Here is a 15,554-nt window from a genome sequence, read left to right as displayed (position 1 = left end):
CATCATGACCCCGCTCGACGACCGCACCCCGCCCCCGGGCGAAAAGCCGGAGCTCCCGGCCACGCCGGAGGGCGGTGGCGGACGTCTGGTCGAGAACATCCTGCATTTTGCCCGCGTCCTCCGGGCCGCCGGCCTGCCTGTCGGTCCCGGCAAGGTCATGGACGCCATCGAGGCGGTCAGGACCGTCGGGATCACCGACCGGGAGGTCTTCTACTGGACGCTGCACGCCGTCTTCGTGAACCGGCGCGACCAGCGCGAGATCTTCGACCAGGCATTCCACATCTTCTGGCGCAATCCCCGCATCCTCGAAAAGATGATGCAGATGGTGCTGCCGGAGATGAAGCTCGCCGGAGACGCGGACGAGGAGGACGCCGAGAAGATCAATCGCCGGGTCTCCGAGGCGCTGACGCAGCAGCAGGAACCGGGCCAGGACGCAAACGCGCCCGACCGCGAGCAGGAACAGGAGATCCAGCTCGACGCGGTGATGACCTATTCCGACGAGGAACTGCTGCAGGGGATGGATTTCGAGAAGATGAGCGCGGAGGAAATCCGCGCCGCCCGCAGGGCGATCGATAAGATGCATCTGCCGCTCGCGGACATCCCGACCCGCCGTTTCTCGCCCAGCCCCTACGGCCGCAGGGTCGATCTGCGCAACACGCTGCGCCAGGCGCTCCGCTCCGGCGGCGACATCATTCCGCTGCAGCTGAAGAAGCGCCGGATGCGTCCGCCGCCTCTGGTCGCGCTCTGCGATATCTCAGGCTCGATGACCCGCTATTCGCGCATGCTGCTGCATTTCATGCACACGCTGACCAACGACCGGGACCGGGTCCATACCTTCCTGTTCGGCACGCGCCTCACCAACGTGACGCGCTATCTGCGCCACAAGGACGTGGACGAAGCGCTGGACAAGATCAGCGCCTCCGTGGAGGATTGGTCCGGCGGAACGCGAATCGGCCATTGTCTGCACGATTTCAACCGTCACTGGTCCCGCCGGGTGCTCACCCAGGGAGCGGTCGTCCTGCTGATCACGGACGGTCTCGACCGGGAAGCCGGCAAAGGGCTCGGTGCCGAAATGGAACGACTGCATAAGTCGTGCCGCAGGCTGATCTGGCTCAACCCGCTGTTGCGCTACGACGGCTTCGCCCCCAAATCCTTGGGGGTGCGGGCCTTGTTGCCGCATGTGGACGAGTTCCGTCCGGTGCATTCTCTCGACAGCCTGGATGATTTGGCGAAATTGTTGGGAGAGCCGGCCGGAATACGCCGCAGGGGCATGGGGGACTGGCTCGGCAAACTGGCCGAGATCGAAGCGGCGGAGACAGCCTGAGGCGCTCCCCCGCGGATGGGAAGGGAGACCGGCAGTATGAACAAGTACGATCCCAGGCAGCAGGACGACATTCTCGGACGGATCGCCGAATGGCGCCGCGACGGCCGCCGCATCGCGGTGGCAACGGTTATCAAGACATGGGGCAGCTCGCCCCGACCCGTGGGCAGCCAGCTCGCGATCGACGACAGCGGTGCAATGATCGGCTCCGTCTCCGGTGGATGCATCGAGGGCGCCGTGGTACGCGAGGCGATGCAGTCTATCCAGGATGGCCAGCCGCGCATGCTCGATTTCGGCGTCAGCGACGAGCAGGCCTGGGAAGTCGGGCTCGCCTGCGGCGGCGAAGTGAAGGTCTACGTGGAACGGATCGAAGGACAATAAGATGAAAGCCGAACTGTTCGATGCCCTGATGGCCTACCGGGAGGCGAAGACTCCCGTGGCCATGGTCACGCGCCTGGAGGGCGGAGAACAGGCTCTGGTGACCAAGGACGGCGCCGAGGGCCCGCTTGGCCTTTCGGACGCGCTGGTTTCCGAGGCGCGGACGCGGATGCGGGACGACCGCAGCGGGATCAATGCGGACGGCACCCACTTCATCCATGTGCACAACCCGTCTCTGCGCATGATCATTGTCGGTGCGGTTCATATCAGCCAGCTGCTGGCACCGATGGCCGCACTTGCCGGATATGCCGTGACTATCGTCGATCCGCGCGCCTCCTTCGCGACGGAAGAACGTTTCCCGGGCGTCGAGCTCAGTGACGACTGGCCGGACGAGGCATTGGAAGCGCTACAGCCCGACAGCCGCACGGCGATCGTCACCCTGACCCACGATCCGAAGCTGGACGATCCGGCGCTGCAGGTCGCGCTCCGCAGCGAGGCCTTCTACATCGCCTGTCTCGGTAGCAAGCGCACCCATGCCCGGCGTCTGGACCGGCTGCGCGAGGAAGGTTTCAACGACAAGGATTTCGCCCGCTTGCACGGACCTGCCGGGCTCGATATCGGCGCGGTCTCGCCCGCGGAGATCGCCATCTCCGTGCTGGCTGAAATGACCGCGGTCAAGCACGGGGCAGAGCCGCTCAAGGCCGCGGCCTGAGGTCCTCCCATGTATTTCGGCGAACTGCCGGTGGCAAAGGCGGAAGGCGCGATCCTCGCCCATAGCCGCCGGCTCGACGGACGCAGCCTGAAAAAGGGTCGGGTGCTCGATCACGACGACCTGGAGGCTCTCAAGGCCGCCGGGATCGATCGTATCGTCTGCGCCCGCCTCGATGACGGCGACATCCCCGAAGACCGTGCGGCGGACCGACTGGCCGAGACCTGCCGCGGCGCCGACGTGCGCGCCGGCGCGGCCTTCACCGGCCGCTCGAACCTTTTCGCCGAACGCGACGGAGTGGTGCTGTACGACCCGGCCCGGCTCGACGGGCTCAATCTGGTCGATGAATCCATCACCCTCGGACTGGTTCCGCCCTTCCAGGCGGTTTCGGCCGGCCAGATGATCGGAACGCTGAAGATCATCCCCTTCGCGGTGCCCGACGGCCTCGTCAGGGTCGCCGAGGCGCTGGCAAGTCAGGGCGAACCGCTGCTCCGGGTCAAACCCTACGCGCCGCTCGACACGATCCTCATCCAGTCGAAACTCCCGGGCACCAAGGAAAGCGTGCTCGACAGCACACTGCGCGTGACCTCGGAACGGCTGGAGGCGCTCGGCTCCAGGCTGATCACCGAAGCACGCTGCGAGCACGGGCAGAACGCGCTCGCGGATGCGATCCGCCGCGCCGTCGCGGCCAAACCGGGTCTGATCCTGATCTCGGGCGCCTCGGCGGTCGTCGACCGCCGCGACGTGATCCCGGCCGCGATCGAGCAGGTCGGCGGCGAGATCCTTCATTTCGGCATGCCGGTCGATCCCGGCAACCTGATGCTGATCGGCCGCATCGGCTCCATTCCCGTCATCGGCATGCCCGGCTGCGCCCGCTCGCCGAAGCTCAACGGCTTCGACTGGGCTTTGCAGCGGATCTGCGCCGGTCTGGAGATCCGTCCCGAGGATGTCATGCGCATGGGGGCCGGCGGGCTGCTGAAGGACGTCGCGCACCGTCCCCTGCCCCGCGCCAGCGCGAAGAAGATCGAGAAGCCGGGCAAGGAGACAAGCCGCCCCGGCATTACCGCCATCGTTCTGGCGGCCGGGCAATCGTCCCGCATGGGCGCCGCGAACAAACTACTAAGTATACTGGACGGCAAGACGATGGTGTGCCGGGTCGTCGAAACCGCGCTTGCTTCCACGGCGGGCCGCGTTCTTGTCGTCACCGGGCACGAGCCTGACCGGATCCGGGCGGCGCTTGCCGGTCTCGACGTCACCTATGTGCACAATCCGAATTTCGCCGGAGGCATCAGCACCAGCGTCCGGACAGGTATATCTGCCCTGCCGGAAGGCATAGAGGCCGCGCTCGTCTGCCTCGGCGACATGCCGCAGGTCAGTACGGAGGTTCTGAACCGGATGATCGCCGCCTACGATCCTGTGGAAGGCCGCGCCATCGTCGTTCCCATACATGACGGCCGGCGCGGCAACCCGGTTCTCTGGGACAGCCGGTTTTTCGGCGAGATGCAGGAGCTCGAAGGCGATCGCGGCGCGCGCATGCTGCTGGACGAATTCGCCGATCTGGTCTGCGAGGTCGAGATCTCCGAGGCCGGCGTGCATCTCGATATCGACACGCCGGAAATGCTCAAAGAAGCGGGCGGAACGCTCGAAGAGGTGAAGTGAGATGAGCGACGCGCTCTACCAGGCGGAAATCCTCAGGTTGGCGAAGGAAGGCCGCGGCAACCAGCGCCTCGACGCGCCGGATGCCAGCGCCCGCGTGGACAATCCGCTCTGCGGCGACCGGGTCACGATCGACCTGAAGCTGAAAGGCGGCAAGATCGCCGCGGTCGGACACCGCGTTCAAGGTTGCGCACTTTGCGAAGCCTCGGCCGCGCTGATCCGCGAGAACGCGCCGGGCGCCGGGCTGGACGATCTGGAAGCGGTGCGCCGTCATCTACTTGCCTATCTCGAGGGTAGCGACAGCGTGAAGCTGGATTGGAAGGGACTGGAGAGCTTCGCGCCGGTGCGCGATTTCAAGACGCGGCACGACTGCGTGCGCCTGCCGTTCGACGCGGTGCTGAAAGCGCTGAAAGACGCGAAAGCCGAAATATCGGATTAAACTTGGTCTCAGGCGAGGATGTCGATCGCTTCCTCGAGCAGATCGTCACCGGTGCGGATCACCGCCGCATTGGCTTCCAGCTGGCGCTGGGCCCCGATCAGGTTCACGGTCTCGTTCTCGATAGACACGTTCGGGATCGACGAAATGCCGTCCGCATTCGCGTCCGCCGCGCTCGGATCGTAGATCGGGAAAGAGGCCGGATCGACCAGCGTGGTCTGATTGCGCACGCCCGCGGGACCGGCGGTGGTCGACTGGACCTCGGTCGGACGGAAGATCCGCTCGCCATTGGCGTTCGTTTCGGGGATCGGCTGGCCGGGGCGCAGCACTTCATCCGCCGGCGCCGCGACGCTCCGGAGGTTCGCGAGATTGTTCGCGGCATTGCCGGTACGGTTGCCCGCCGACACAATGCCCGAAACCGCGATATTGAGTGCGCCTGAAATGCTCATGCCTGTTCCCTAGCACCAATTATCTTAAAAAATAGTTTCCGAACCGCCAATTTGCAAGCCGCACGGCACCCGCCGGCCGCGTGACGGCTGCCGTCAATGCATGGTATGTGAGAAAACTCAGTTTGAACCCGATGAATGGATCGCGCCCGCCGATGGATCGATCGCCCTCTCGCCCACGCGGCATTCTCAGCCGCCCTCGGTCCGCGGCGATCCTGTTGTTTGCGGCGTTTCTTCTGGCAAGCCTTGCGCCCCGCGTACAAGCTCAGACAATCCAGTGGTATGTCGAGGTCCTGACCGACCCGATCACCAAGGCACCGGTCCTCGAAGCCCGCATCCTGACGCGCAAGGGCTACCGCTTCCATTTCCAGAAGCGCGACGACAATTCGCTCTGGGCGGAGTTCCGGATGCCGCGCCACATCGAGAAGAACATCAGCCGCAAGCGGCTCCCGACCTACTGGATAGACGGCCGCGATCCGGTCAACCTGGAATCGCTGAAGGAACTTGAGGTTGGCTTCAAGCCGACGCTCTACGATATCACCGAAAAGGGTGTCCATTTCATCATCTGGGGTGCACTCAAGAGAGGTATCGTCCCGCCGCCACTGCGCGATTTCATGCTCGGCGACACACTCCACGTCCGCTACTGGACCGAAACCGGCGAGATGGAACAGGCGGATATCCCGCTGAAGCGCGCCAACGAGGCGATCGCGCAGATGCTGAATGTCACGCCGCTGAACCGCGCACCGGAAGTCGCGGAGCAGCGCCGCAGCGAGACCTTCGAAACCGTGGCCCGGCATTATCTCGATTTTTGCGATGAACTGAGATTTGTCGGCAGCGACAAGGATTTCGATGTCTGCCGGGACAGGTTCGTCACCTGCAGCGAAGCACCGGATCAGTCCGAGGAGAGCTTTAGAGAGTGCTTGAATAAAAGCGAATAATTATTTGATTATACTGATACATCAAGCGTTGCACGACCGACGGATGGCGTGAAGCTGAACGGCGAATTCCCGGCTTCTTCGATGTCGGCCGCGCTACCGGATCCGCTCTGACCGGACCGCTCGATCCCGAAGGGCCCTTCCGAGGATTGCCCACCCAGGTTCGCCACGACCGAGAACGGCGAGCCGTTCGTTCCCTCTGACGTACCGCCCTCCGATACAAACGGGCTGCCCCCATCAATCCCTGCCGACGGCGGCGCGTCCGCACCGGGTTCCGGCGCCGCAGGCGCGCTTGCGGTCTCGGAGGAGGTCTCCGCCCCGTCGTCGCCCTCGGTCAGGTCCCTGAGTTCTTCGGCACTCTGCTGGGCCTGTTCGGCGCGCGCCTGCTGGATGCCCTGCGTGGCCTGCGAGGCCACGGCGCGGTCGGCGCCGGACGGCTCCGCAGGCGCCAGGGCAGCGCTGCGTACCTGTTCCAGCTTACGGATCGTCGCTTCCGGGTCCCCCGGTATCGGGCTCGCATCGATCGGCACCTCGCCGCCGACAGCGTAACGCCGTCCGTCCGGGCCCGCCTGATAGGTATAGGAGATCGAACCCGCATACTGACCGCCGACCGCCTTGTGGGCCTGCTCATGGCGGCGCACTTCGGCATCGCGCTGCTTCAGATCCTGAACCAGCTCTTCCTCTTCCTCTGTCAGCTCTCCAGGCCCAGTCTCTTCCTCTCCGTCCGCAGATGCGGCATCCGGTCCGGCGCCGTCCGCCGGCGCCGAGGGCTGCGCAATTCCGTTCTCGGAACCGGAAACGTCGCCGCTGCCGTTATCACCGGCCGGATCGCGTTCTTCCTGAATGGCGGCGATGCTCGGAGGCGCGAGGAGCCCGTTGAGCCCCCGCGAAAAGAACGGTCCTTCGTCGTCGCCCTCCTTCGGCTCACCATTGCCGAAAGGCCGGATGACGGAAGATTCCGCAGCACCACCCACTCCTGTTACGGATGTGTTTTCGGCCGTAGGGTCGGTGATGGCATTGAACGGAGTCCCGTCGCTCCCGCGCTGGCCAAAAGCCGCGCCGGCGAACGCGCTGTTCACCCGGATGATGAGACCTGTTTCGACGCCAGAGACCATTTCTATCCCTAGTTACCGGAAATTCTGTCCGGAGTTCTGGAAACTGGAAAGTAAGTCAACCGGGGCGATCGGTCAATCTCGTGCCGTTCACGAACGAGTGCCTGCCAAACCGCCGCGAGAATTGCATCCTCGTGAAATGAGCTTATTTATTCGGAACGCCTTTGGACAGACATCGCTCTCCCGCCCGGCGTCGAAAAACAAGAAAAACAGGTGACCCGTGACAGCCAAGCCCAAGGCGCCGCCGATCCTCGTGCTGATCGCCGCGACCGCGACCGGTCCGCTGGCGCTCAATCTCTTCGTCCCGTCGATGCCCGGCCTCGTCGATCTGTTCGCGACCGACTACGGGACCGTCCAGCTGACCCTGACGCTCTATCTCGCCGGCGTCGCCATCGGACAGCTCATTTACGGGCCGATCTCGGACCGGATCGGACGCCGCCCCACTTTGCTGGCCGGCCTTGCGATATTCGCGCTCTCCAGTCTCGCCTGTTCCTTCGCCGGCTCCATCGACATGCTGATTGCCGGACGGATCTTCCAGGCGCTCGGCGGATGCGCCGGCATGGTTCTCGGACGCGCGATCGTGCGCGACGTTTACGAACGCGAGGAAGCCGCGCCGGTGATCGCCTATATCACCATGGCGATGGCGGTCGCGCCGATGATCGGCCCGGCGATCGGAGGCTTCCTCGACAGCGCCTTCGGCTGGTATGCGGGTTTCTACGTCGTCGCCGCCGTCGGCGGAGCGGTCCTGCTCTATGCCATCCCATCCCTGCACGAGACCCACCCTCAGCGCGAGAGCAAGATCGACGTCGTGGCGCTGCTGCGAAGCTACGGAACGTTGCTCGGATCGAAGGCCTTTCTCGGCTACACCCTCAACACCTCCTTCTCGATCGGTTGCTTCTTCGCGTTTCTCTCCTCGGCGCCGTACGTGACGATCAACATCCTCGGGCTGGAGCCGCAGGTCTACGGGTTCTTCTTCATCATCGTGTCCCTGTCCTACATGTCCGGCAATTTCACCGCGACCCGTCTGTCGCGGCGCCTCGGGATCGACCGCATGATCCTGCTCGGCTGCAGCGTCTCGCTGCTTGGGGCGCTCACGCTGACGACCGTCTCGACCATGGGCGTGATCAGCGCGACCGCGATCTTCCTGCCATTCGCGCTTGTCGCTTTCGGCAACGGCATGAGCCAGCCGAACGCGATTGCGGGCGCCGTCAGCGTGAACCCCGCCATCGCCGGCGCCGCGTCAGGCCTCATGGGTTTCCTTCAAATGTGCGCCGGCGGCCTTGCCACAGTGGCGGTCGGCTATTTTCAGGATGACACCGGATACGGCGCGCTCGCCTACGCCCTGATGATCGGATCGGGCGGCGCGCTTCTCAGCCTCCTGCTCGCGATCCGGGCTGCTGCGGAAGCGCGCGCGGCAACCCAGGGGGCCGCCGCCAGTGAATAGCGCGCCGGGCAACATCCCCCCGGCCGCCGGCGTTCTGCTGGCGAAGGCGCAGGCGCTGCTCTCCGATGCGCTTACCGAACGAGACGCCGCCTGCCGTTACCCGGTTCTCGCCACGGCGGACGCAGAGGGTGGCGCCAATGCGCGTATCCTGATCCTGCGCGCCTTCGACGCCGAATGCTGGCGCGTGACGCTCCATACGGACCGGAGGAGCGCAAAGGTCTGCGAAATTGGAGCCTCGAAAGCGGCAAGCCTGGTCTTTTACGACCATGGCGCCGCGCTTCAGATTCGCATGAGGGGCACGGCGGCGATCATACGGGACGAAAAAGCGCTGGCTAACGCCTGGCGGGACCTGCCCGAAGGCAACAAGCCGAACTACCGGAGTGCCGGACCGCCGGGCGCATTTGTCGAAAGCACTGACGCCGCCCCGGCGCGGCCAGGCGAGACCGACGGATACGAGAATTTCGCCATGATCCGTCTCGCACCCGACAGCGTCGATGTCCTGCAACTTTCGCCGCAGGGAAACCGACGCTACCGCTTCGATCCGGTGACGGGTCAGGGGTCGTGGCTGGTACCCTGAGTGGAAAGAATGCTGGTCAGCGGTCGAAGATGCTGAGTTTCAGCGCTTCCGACTCTCCGAGCCAGAGGACGTGGTCTGTATGATCCCGCAGATCTTCGCCGGTATCGGCGTGCACGAAGACCGTGAGCCCCTCCCGGTTGAGGGAGAGCCAGGGAACAAGGGATCCGAACAGCTCCGGTGCGAAAGCGACCTGATAGCTGAAGCGCGGGTGCGGACCGACCGGCTTTTCATGAAACCGTCCCATCTCGATATCGAACCTGCGCTCTATCTCATCGCGCAGGCGCCGCGCCGCGTCGACGGTCCCGGCATCGAAATAGACGTGGGCGTGATAGCCCCGAATCTCTGAAACGTCTCTTGTCATGGGCCATTCCTCTTCCGCTCCCCGAACCGGAGCGGAATGCCAGACTGGATCAACTCTGCCGCCTCCGCCAGTCGACTTTTTGGCCGGACGAAAAAGATGATTTTGACGATCGGCGAAAATGCTGCTCGACTCACCGAAGGATCCAAAGGGCACAGGAACCCGGAGATGGTGGCCGAGCAACCGGCGATTTTCGGTTCCGGCGGGGAGGCATCGGATTCTTGAGGAAGAGCGGATGAGCCATTCCACAGACGCGATCAGGTCCGAGCTGAGCCCTCAGGGAAACGATTTCCTCGATTACTGGCTGTCCTTGCGTGCAGACAGACTGATGCCGGAGCGCTCGAGGTTCTCTCCTGTCGAGGTGAAGCACCTCTTGCCCTTCATCGTCATCCACGAGCTGATCGACCCGGAAACGATCCGCCTAAGGCTTGTTGGCACCGGAGTGGTCAGCCAGTACGGCCAGGAAAGCACCGGGCGGAACTATCTCGATTTCGTCGAGCCGGGGCGCCGGGCCAAGGCATCGGAGGCGATATTCCTGGTCCGGGAACATCCGGCAGGGATGTGCGTGACTCTCCAGTCATCGACGCAAAGCGGCGACTGCATGCTGCGCCAGACCATCGCCCTCCCCCTCGAGGACCTGAAGGAAGGCCGCAAGTTCGTCTATTTTTGCAGCACCCGTCATGAAACGGGTGAACGGCAGCCGACCGCACCGGAGAAACTCGCCATACAGTCGGTCGCGAACCGGCGCTATTTCGATATCGGCGCCGGGATACCGGATTTTTCGGACTGAGCCGGCTAGAAGTCGCCGAGACCTTCGAACAGCACCAGCGCGACGGATACCGGCACGACAATCCGAAGCAGCCAGATCCAGAGCCAACCTAGAGCCCCGTTCAGACCGGCGAAGAGAAAGGCATCGCGGCGCTGCAGGCTCCAGCCGACGAAGAGCGAGATGAAGATCCCGCTCAGGGGCAGAAGAACGGAAGACGCGAGAAGGTCGAACAGCCCGAAGAGATCCTCGCCGGCGACCCGCACCTCCTTCAGCAGGCTGAAGCTCAATCCCGGAGCGAGGCCCACGCCGAGCACCAGCACCCCCATCAACAGCGACGCGGTTCGCCGCCGGAGACCGAACCGGTCCATGCAGATGGCCACATTGACCTCAAGGACGGAGATCATCGAGGTCAGCCCCGCGGCGGCGAGCAGAAAGAAGAATGCCGCCGCGAGCACCGTCCCTCCCTCGATCTCGCTGAAGACGCGCGGCAAGGCGACGAAGGCCAGCTCAGGGCCTGAGGAAGGGTCGAGTCCATAGGCAAATACCGCCGGGAAAATGGCCACGCCCGCGAGGACGGCGAACACCGTGTCCCCCGTCACGATATAGAGGGCCGATCTCAGGATCGGCACCTCGCTTCGCATGTAGCTTCCGTAGGTTACGAAGATCGCCATGCCGATCCCTATCGAGAAGAACGCCTGGCCGAGCGCCGCAAGGTAGACGCTCGGGCGACCGAAGGAGTCACGATCGACCCGGAACAGATAGTCGAGGCCGTCGCCTCCGTCCGGCCGGAAAAAACCGTACAGAGCGAGGCCGACCAATATCCCGGCGAGCACCGGCATCATCCATCGGTTCAGATGCTCAATTCCGCCTTGAACGCCTCGTGCCACCACGATCACAGCCAGCATGATAGAGCAGGCCTGCCAGAACAAAGGCTCGGCCGCGCGCGCGGTGAAGCCGGAAAAATACGGAGCAAATCCCGTCGCTTCGGCGTCCCAGAGCGCACCGCTGAGCGCGACGAAGAAATAGCGGAAGGTCCAACCCGCGACGACCGCATAGAAGCTCAGGATCACCGTTCCGGCAATGGCGGCAACCCAGCCTGAATGCCGGAGGGGACTGCGCGGGGCGAGCGCCGGAAAGGCGGAAACCGTATCGAGCCGCGCCGTCCGGCCGACCGCGAGTTCGGCAATCACCAGGGGAAGCCCGATGAGAAGCACGCAAAGGAGATAGACGAGCAGGAATCCGCCGCCGCCATTCTCCCCGGCGACATAAGGAAAGCGCCAGATATTGCCGATGCCGACGGCGGAACCGATCGTCGCCAGCACGAAGCCGACTTGGGTGGCCCACTGCTCCCGTTCGGCCATCACGCGGGCTCGGCAGGCGAACCGTCCCGGCGTACCTCGTCGAGGACCCAGTCCCGGAAAACCGACACCTTGTTGGAGCCGAGCGACTCTTCCCGGCAAACAAAATAGTAGGCCAGCAGGGCCGGCGTTTCCGCTCCGAAGGGCCGGATCAGACGTCCGGCACGTAGATCGTCCGTCACCAGTTGCGAGCGCGCGAGCGCAACGCCCTGCCCCTCGATCGCGGCCTGCAGCACCATGTCCATCTGTGTGAAGAAGGCTCCGCGCCGTACGTCGACGCCCTCAACGCCGAAATGCTGCAGAAAATGGTCCCAGCTCTCGCCGGCGAAGTTCTTGACGTCATGCAGCAGCGGGTAATGCTTGAGATCCTCCGGCTTGTGCAACCCCGGCGGCCGCGCCGCGACCTCGGGGCTGCAGACCGGATAGATGCATTCGGTCATGATCTTTTCGACGTGAAGACCTTCATAGTTCCCGTCGCCGAGCCGAAGGGCCACATCGACACCGTCGGTGACGAAGTCAGCCTTGCGGTCCTCGGCCGCAATTCGGACATCGATCTCCGGATAGCGCATGCGGAAGCGCGATAGCCTCGGTATCAACCACTTGACCGCGAAGGACGGCAGCACACTCACCGTCAGCGGACGCCCCTCCTCTTGCTCCTTGAGATCGTTCACGGCCGCAAGGAGACGCGAGAACGCATCGCGCACGACCGGCGCGAGCCGTGCGCCCTCGGCGGTCAGCTCAAGCGACCGAGGACGACGCAGGAACAGGGAGCAGCCGAGTTCGGTCTCTAGCGCCTTGATCTGCTGACTGACGGCAGCCGGCGTGACGAACAGCTCGGCGGCGGCCTGCTTGAAGCTCATGTGCCGAGCGGCCGCTTCGAAACATCGAAGACCGTTGAGAGGAAGACGGCTCAACATGGATTAGCCCAACTTACCTATCTCGCAGATTAACTCGTTTGATGAATGACAATTTATAGCCCAAATTCCATTACATCGACAGACACGAATGAGCGTGTGTGACGTTTTGATTAAGGAGAGCTTTCATGTTTAAGAATCAGACCCTGAATGTTGCTCCTGCCGCCGTCATGACTGCAGGAACCAACGGGACCTTCGCGCTGAAGCGCGCCAAGGGCAGCGTACTGCAGACCCTCGTCGCACTTCTGTTCACCTGGGAAGACCGCATCAAGCAGCGCCAGGCGCTGCGCGAGATGGATGCCCGGGCCCTCGCCGACATGGGAATCACCCCGTCCGATGTCGACTACGAAGCGAACAAGCCGTTCTGGGCCGCCTGATCTCTAGCGGAACGCCGCGCCCCTCGGGGTGCGGCCGCCCCTAGCGGGCATCGAAATCCAGCACCACGCGATCGCTCGCGGGGTGGGCCTGACAGGCCAGCACGAATCCCCTCTCAACCTCTTCCTTGGCGAGCGTGTAGTTGAGATCCATCTCCACGCGGCCCTCGATCACTTTTGCCCGACACGTGCAACACATCCCACCCTTGCACGCGTAGGGCATATCCGGTCGCCCCTCAAGGGCCGCGTCGAGAATGGACATGCCGTCCGGCTCCAACGTGAAATCGGTGCGCACCCCATCGAAGATCACGGAAACCTCGGACCCGGCGGCCGGCACCTCGCCCTCTTTCTGCGCCATCCTGGCCCGGCGCGCGGCGGCGGCTTTCGCCGCCGCGTCGCTGGACGGCGTAAAAAGCTCGAAACTGACCTTCTCCGCATCGACGCCATGCTCTCCGAGCACGGCACGCACGTCCTGGATCATACCTTCGGGCCCGCAGAGGAAAAACCGGTCCACGGCATGCACGTTCAGCATCGAGCGGAAGAAGGTCTCGCATTTCTCCCGGTCGATCCGTCCGTTCAGCAGCGCAACTTCCTGCGGTTCGCGGCTGAGGATATGGAGCACGCTGAAGCGCGCGGGAAAGCGGTTCTTCAAGTCCGAAAGCAGATCGCGGAACATGATGTCGCGCACCGTCCGGTTACCGTAGAACAGCGTGAAGCGGCTCTCGGGCTCGGCTTCCAGAACGGACTTTGCGATCGACAGGATCGGCGTGATCCCGCTGCCGGCCGCGAAAGCGACGTAGGTATGCGCCGCGCCCGGCTCGACCGCGGCGGTGAACCGTCCTTCCGGCAGCATCGCCTCGAGGCTGTCGCCCGCCTTCAGCTCGTCATTCGCGAAACCGGAAAAGGCGCCGCCCTCCACGCGCTTGATGGCGACCCGCATCTCGCCGTCACCGAGACCGCTGCAGATCGAATAGGAACGCCGGACGTCGTGCCCGTCGATTTCCTTACGGAGGGTCAGGTACTGGCCGGGAAGATAGGCGAAATCCGCCTTTGCTTCCTCCGGCAAATTGAAGGCGATGGAGACGCTGTCCGCGCTTTCCGGGCGAACCTCGCGTACGGTCAGTGTGGTGAAGCGTGCCATGACCGCTTTCCTCCTAGATGCATTTGAAATAGTCGAAAGGTTCCGCGCAGTCGGTGCAGCGGTAGAGCGCCTTGCAGGCTGTCGAGCCGAACTGGCTGATGATCTCGGTATGTTCCGAACCGCAGCGCGGACAGGCGACCACCGGATCGATGCCGAGCAGGGATTGCTTGGATGTCGAGACCTCGGCCGGTGGCGCGATGCCGATCCCCTTCAGCTTTTCCCGGCCGGCCTCGCTCAGCCAGTCGGTGGTCCATGCCGGCGCGAGAACGGTCCTCACATTCACCTCCGCGAACCCGGCCTTCAGCACCGCGTCGCGCACCATCATCTCGATATAGGACATGGCCGGACAGCCGGAATAAGTCGGAGTGATCGTCACCGTGGCAGCACTCCCGTCGACCTCGACCTCCCGTATCACGCCGAGATCGACGACGGACAGCACCGGGATCTCCGGGTCGGAGACTTCCTCGAGCGCGGTCCAGAGCCTGGCCTCTTCAGCGGAATTGGCGGCGTGTGCCTGCATGACCCGTCCCTACCATTGCGCATCCGGATAGGCGCGCGGGAGGAACTGCATCTCAGCGAGCAGGAAGCCCAGATGCTCGGAATGGATCCCCTTCTTTCCGCCTCCGATGGACCAACTTGCATCCGGAACCTGCAGCGTCGCCTCAGCGAGCACAGCGCCGACGGCAAGCTTCCAGTTTTCCTCGAAATCGCCCGGATCGGGGGCGATACCAGCCTGCATCATCATCTCGTCGATAGCGTCGCCATCGAAGAGCTCGCGGGTATAGCCCCATAGCGCATCGAGCGCGGTCTGCGCCCTTGCATGACTCTCTTCCGTCCCGTCGCCGAGCCGGATCACCCATTGGCCGCTGTGGCGGCGGTGGTAGAGCGCTTCCTTCAGGGCCTTGGACGCGATGCCGGCGATCTCAAGATTGGCCGATTTGCTCAGAGCCTGCAGCTGCTCGACATGAAAGCAGTCGAACAGAAACTGTCGGACGATGGTATGGGCGAAATCACCGTTCGGTTGTTCGACCAGCAGGAAGTTCCGCCAGTCCAGCACGTCGCGCTTGAAGGCGAGCGCATCGGCGTCGCGCACACCGCCTTCCACCGTCGCCGCGAATTCCAGCCAGAGCGTCGACTGACCGACGAGATCGAGGGCGATATTAGAGAGCGCAATATCCTCTTCCAGCACCGGTCCCTTGCCGCACCATTCGGAAAGGCGGTGGCCGAGGATCAGGGCATTGTCACCAAGCCGGAGCAGATATTCGAAGAGGGCTTCGCGCTGCGCTTCAACGATCATGGATCAGCCTCCAGAGGGGACCGGTCAGAGGCATTCGACCTCGTCCGGGACATCGTAAAAGGTCGGGTGACGGTAGATCTTCGAATCCGCCGGATCGAACAGGCTTTCCTTGTCCGCCGGCGCCGAGGCGATGATGTCGGAGGATTGCACCACCCAGATGCTTTCCCCCTCTCGCCGCCGCGTATAGACGTCGCGGGCATGCTGCAGCGCCATCTCGGCGTCGCTCGCATGCAGCGAGCCGACATGCTTGTGGCTGAGCCCCTCGCGGGCCCGGATGAAGACTTCCCAGAGCGGCCAGTCGTGCCCTGCAGTCATAGTCTCTCTCCCAA

At 63.9% G+C, this 15,554-nt stretch carries 20 protein-coding genes; 11 read left to right on the top strand and 9 right to left on the bottom strand.

Going from position 1 to position 15,554, the window contains the following annotated elements:
• Positions 1–4 precede the first annotated feature (4 nt).
• Genes IG122_RS03175 through IG122_RS03155 form a run of 5 tightly spaced genes read left to right on the top strand, consistent with a single transcriptional unit; the run spans position 5 to position 4,503 of the window.
• The gene (locus IG122_RS03175; RefSeq protein WP_193180308.1) at positions 5–1,324 is read left to right on the top strand and encodes a vWA domain-containing protein; all 1,320 of its coding nucleotides are present in this window, start codon (positions 5–7) and stop codon (positions 1,322–1,324) included.
• Between the two features lie 36 nt (positions 1,325–1,360).
• A complete protein-coding gene (locus IG122_RS03170) occupies positions 1,361–1,702 on the top strand; it encodes an XdhC family protein (RefSeq protein WP_193180306.1) in 342 nt (113 codons plus the stop codon).
• A 1-nt stretch (position 1,703) separates the two neighbouring features.
• A complete protein-coding gene (locus IG122_RS03165; RefSeq protein ID WP_193180304.1) occupies positions 1,704–2,411 on the top strand; it encodes an XdhC family protein in 708 nt (235 codons plus the stop codon).
• Positions 2,412–2,420: 9 nt separating this feature from the next.
• Positions 2,421–4,067 (top strand): NTP transferase domain-containing protein, encoded by a 1,647-nt coding sequence (locus IG122_RS03160; protein WP_193180302.1) that lies wholly within the window; start codon positions 2,421–2,423, stop codon positions 4,065–4,067.
• 1 nt (position 4,068) lies between these two features.
• Positions 4,069–4,503: an iron-sulfur cluster assembly scaffold protein gene (locus IG122_RS03155; protein ID WP_193180300.1), complete on the top strand. Its 435-nt coding sequence runs from the start codon at positions 4,069–4,071 to the stop codon at positions 4,501–4,503.
• Positions 4,504–4,511: 8 nt separating this feature from the next.
• On the opposite strand, the gene IG122_RS03150 is transcribed toward IG122_RS03155, so the two are convergent.
• The gene (locus IG122_RS03150) at positions 4,512–4,949 is read right to left on the bottom strand and encodes a flagellar basal body rod protein FlgC (RefSeq protein WP_193180298.1); all 438 of its coding nucleotides are present in this window, start codon (positions 4,947–4,949) and stop codon (positions 4,512–4,514) included.
• 215 nt (positions 4,950–5,164) lie between these two features.
• On the opposite strand from IG122_RS03150, the gene IG122_RS03145 reads away from it, so the two are divergent.
• The gene (locus tag IG122_RS03145) at positions 5,165–5,884 is read left to right on the top strand and encodes a hypothetical protein (RefSeq protein WP_193180296.1); all 720 of its coding nucleotides are present in this window, start codon (positions 5,165–5,167) and stop codon (positions 5,882–5,884) included.
• An 8-nt stretch (positions 5,885–5,892) separates the two neighbouring features.
• On the opposite strand, the gene IG122_RS03140 is transcribed toward IG122_RS03145, so the two are convergent.
• Positions 5,893–6,996 (bottom strand): putative metalloprotease CJM1_0395 family protein, encoded by a 1,104-nt coding sequence (locus IG122_RS03140; RefSeq protein ID WP_193180294.1) that lies wholly within the window; start codon positions 6,994–6,996, stop codon positions 5,893–5,895.
• Between the two features lie 217 nt (positions 6,997–7,213).
• Between IG122_RS03140 and IG122_RS03135 the strand changes: the two genes are divergently transcribed.
• Positions 7,214–8,437 (top strand): multidrug effflux MFS transporter, encoded by a 1,224-nt coding sequence (locus IG122_RS03135; protein ID WP_193180293.1) that lies wholly within the window; start codon positions 7,214–7,216, stop codon positions 8,435–8,437.
• The gene (locus IG122_RS03130; protein ID WP_193180292.1) at positions 8,430–9,014 is read left to right on the top strand and encodes a pyridoxamine 5'-phosphate oxidase family protein; all 585 of its coding nucleotides are present in this window, start codon (positions 8,430–8,432) and stop codon (positions 9,012–9,014) included. Before IG122_RS03135 ends, IG122_RS03130 begins: the two co-directional genes overlap by 8 nt.
• A gap of 16 nt (positions 9,015–9,030) precedes the next feature.
• On the opposite strand, the gene IG122_RS03125 is transcribed toward IG122_RS03130, so the two are convergent.
• Positions 9,031–9,375, bottom strand: a complete 345-nt coding sequence (locus IG122_RS03125) for a DOPA 4,5-dioxygenase family protein (protein ID WP_193180291.1) — start codon at positions 9,373–9,375, stop codon at positions 9,031–9,033.
• Positions 9,376–9,411: 36 nt separating this feature from the next.
• On the opposite strand from IG122_RS03125, the gene IG122_RS03120 reads away from it, so the two are divergent.
• Entirely contained in the window at positions 9,412–9,597 is a 186-nt protein-coding gene (locus tag IG122_RS03120) for a hypothetical protein (protein WP_193180290.1), read from the top strand.
• 10 nt (positions 9,598–9,607) lie between these two features.
• Positions 9,608–10,162: a PAS domain-containing protein gene (locus IG122_RS03115; RefSeq protein ID WP_193180289.1), complete on the top strand. Its 555-nt coding sequence runs from the start codon at positions 9,608–9,610 to the stop codon at positions 10,160–10,162.
• Positions 10,163–10,167: 5 nt separating this feature from the next.
• On the opposite strand, the gene IG122_RS03110 is transcribed toward IG122_RS03115, so the two are convergent.
• Together IG122_RS03110 and IG122_RS03105 are read right to left on the bottom strand one after the other, a co-directional pair.
• Positions 10,168–11,502, bottom strand: a complete 1,335-nt coding sequence (locus IG122_RS03110; protein WP_193180288.1) for a sodium-dependent transporter — start codon at positions 11,500–11,502, stop codon at positions 10,168–10,170.
• Entirely contained in the window at positions 11,502–12,416 is a 915-nt protein-coding gene (locus IG122_RS03105; RefSeq protein WP_193180287.1) for a transcriptional regulator GcvA, read from the bottom strand. The genes IG122_RS03110 and IG122_RS03105 overlap by 1 nt, the downstream gene beginning before the upstream one ends.
• A 125-nt stretch (positions 12,417–12,541) precedes the next feature.
• Between IG122_RS03105 and IG122_RS03100 the strand changes: the two genes are divergently transcribed.
• Positions 12,542–12,790: a DUF1127 domain-containing protein gene (locus IG122_RS03100; RefSeq protein ID WP_193180285.1), complete on the top strand. Its 249-nt coding sequence runs from the start codon at positions 12,542–12,544 to the stop codon at positions 12,788–12,790.
• A 40-nt stretch (positions 12,791–12,830) separates the two neighbouring features.
• Here IG122_RS03100 and paaE read toward each other — a convergent pair whose 3' ends face one another.
• From paaE to paaB, 4 genes are read right to left on the bottom strand one after another with little or no spacing between them, the layout of a single operon-like run.
• The gene (gene paaE / locus IG122_RS03095; protein ID WP_193180283.1) at positions 12,831–13,928 is read right to left on the bottom strand and encodes a 1,2-phenylacetyl-CoA epoxidase subunit PaaE; all 1,098 of its coding nucleotides are present in this window, start codon (positions 13,926–13,928) and stop codon (positions 12,831–12,833) included.
• Between the two features lie 13 nt (positions 13,929–13,941).
• Positions 13,942–14,448: a 1,2-phenylacetyl-CoA epoxidase subunit PaaD gene (gene paaD / locus IG122_RS03090; RefSeq protein ID WP_193180281.1), complete on the bottom strand. Its 507-nt coding sequence runs from the start codon at positions 14,446–14,448 to the stop codon at positions 13,942–13,944.
• Between the two features lie 9 nt (positions 14,449–14,457).
• Positions 14,458–15,225 carry a 1,2-phenylacetyl-CoA epoxidase subunit PaaC gene (paaC, locus tag IG122_RS03085; protein ID WP_193180279.1) on the bottom strand — a complete coding sequence of 256 codons (768 nt, stop codon included), beginning with the start codon at positions 15,223–15,225 and terminating at the stop codon, positions 14,458–14,460.
• A 24-nt stretch (positions 15,226–15,249) separates the two neighbouring features.
• Entirely contained in the window at positions 15,250–15,540 is a 291-nt protein-coding gene (gene paaB, locus IG122_RS03080; protein WP_193180277.1) for a 1,2-phenylacetyl-CoA epoxidase subunit PaaB, read from the bottom strand.
• Positions 15,541–15,554: the final 14 nt, after the last annotated feature.

The sequence above is a fragment of the Nisaea sediminum genome, assembly GCF_014904705.1.
Taxonomy (GTDB): domain Bacteria; phylum Pseudomonadota; class Alphaproteobacteria; order Thalassobaculales; family Thalassobaculaceae; genus Nisaea; species Nisaea sediminum.
The sequence above is the reverse complement of the archived record's forward strand: the minus strand, read 5'-3'. Positions and strand labels throughout refer to the sequence as shown.

Coding starts and splice junctions, on each gene's coding strand:
- IG122_RS03140 (WP_193180294.1), bottom strand. CDS start 6,996: ATGGTCTCTGGCGTCGAAACAGGTCTCATCATCCGGGTGAACAGCGCG.
- IG122_RS03165 (WP_193180304.1), top strand. CDS start 1,704: ATGAAAGCCGAACTGTTCGATGCCCTGATGGCCTACCGGGAGGCGAAG.
- IG122_RS03115 (WP_193180289.1), top strand. CDS start 9,608: ATGAGCCATTCCACAGACGCGATCAGGTCCGAGCTGAGCCCTCAGGGA.
- IG122_RS03125 (WP_193180291.1), bottom strand. CDS start 9,375: ATGACAAGAGACGTTTCAGAGATTCGGGGCTATCACGCCCACGTCTAT.
- IG122_RS03100 (WP_193180285.1), top strand. CDS start 12,542: ATGTTTAAGAATCAGACCCTGAATGTTGCTCCTGCCGCCGTCATGACT.
- paaC (WP_193180279.1), bottom strand. CDS start 15,225: ATGATCGTTGAAGCGCAGCGCGAAGCCCTCTTCGAATATCTGCTCCGG.
- IG122_RS03155 (WP_193180300.1), top strand. CDS start 4,069: ATGAGCGACGCGCTCTACCAGGCGGAAATCCTCAGGTTGGCGAAGGAA.
- IG122_RS03160 (WP_193180302.1), top strand. CDS start 2,421: ATGTATTTCGGCGAACTGCCGGTGGCAAAGGCGGAAGGCGCGATCCTC.
- IG122_RS03120 (WP_193180290.1), top strand. CDS start 9,412: ATGCCAGACTGGATCAACTCTGCCGCCTCCGCCAGTCGACTTTTTGGC.
- IG122_RS03110 (WP_193180288.1), bottom strand. CDS start 11,502: ATGGCCGAACGGGAGCAGTGGGCCACCCAAGTCGGCTTCGTGCTGGCG.
- IG122_RS03150 (WP_193180298.1), bottom strand. CDS start 4,949: ATGAGCATTTCAGGCGCACTCAATATCGCGGTTTCGGGCATTGTGTCG.
- paaB (WP_193180277.1), bottom strand. CDS start 15,540: ATGACTGCAGGGCACGACTGGCCGCTCTGGGAAGTCTTCATCCGGGCC.
- IG122_RS03105 (WP_193180287.1), bottom strand. CDS start 12,416: ATGTTGAGCCGTCTTCCTCTCAACGGTCTTCGATGTTTCGAAGCGGCC.
- IG122_RS03170 (WP_193180306.1), top strand. CDS start 1,361: ATGAACAAGTACGATCCCAGGCAGCAGGACGACATTCTCGGACGGATC.
- IG122_RS03175 (WP_193180308.1), top strand. CDS start 5: ATGACCCCGCTCGACGACCGCACCCCGCCCCCGGGCGAAAAGCCGGAG.
- paaD (WP_193180281.1), bottom strand. CDS start 14,448: ATGCAGGCACACGCCGCCAATTCCGCTGAAGAGGCCAGGCTCTGGACC.
- paaE (WP_193180283.1), bottom strand. CDS start 13,928: ATGGCACGCTTCACCACACTGACCGTACGCGAGGTTCGCCCGGAAAGC.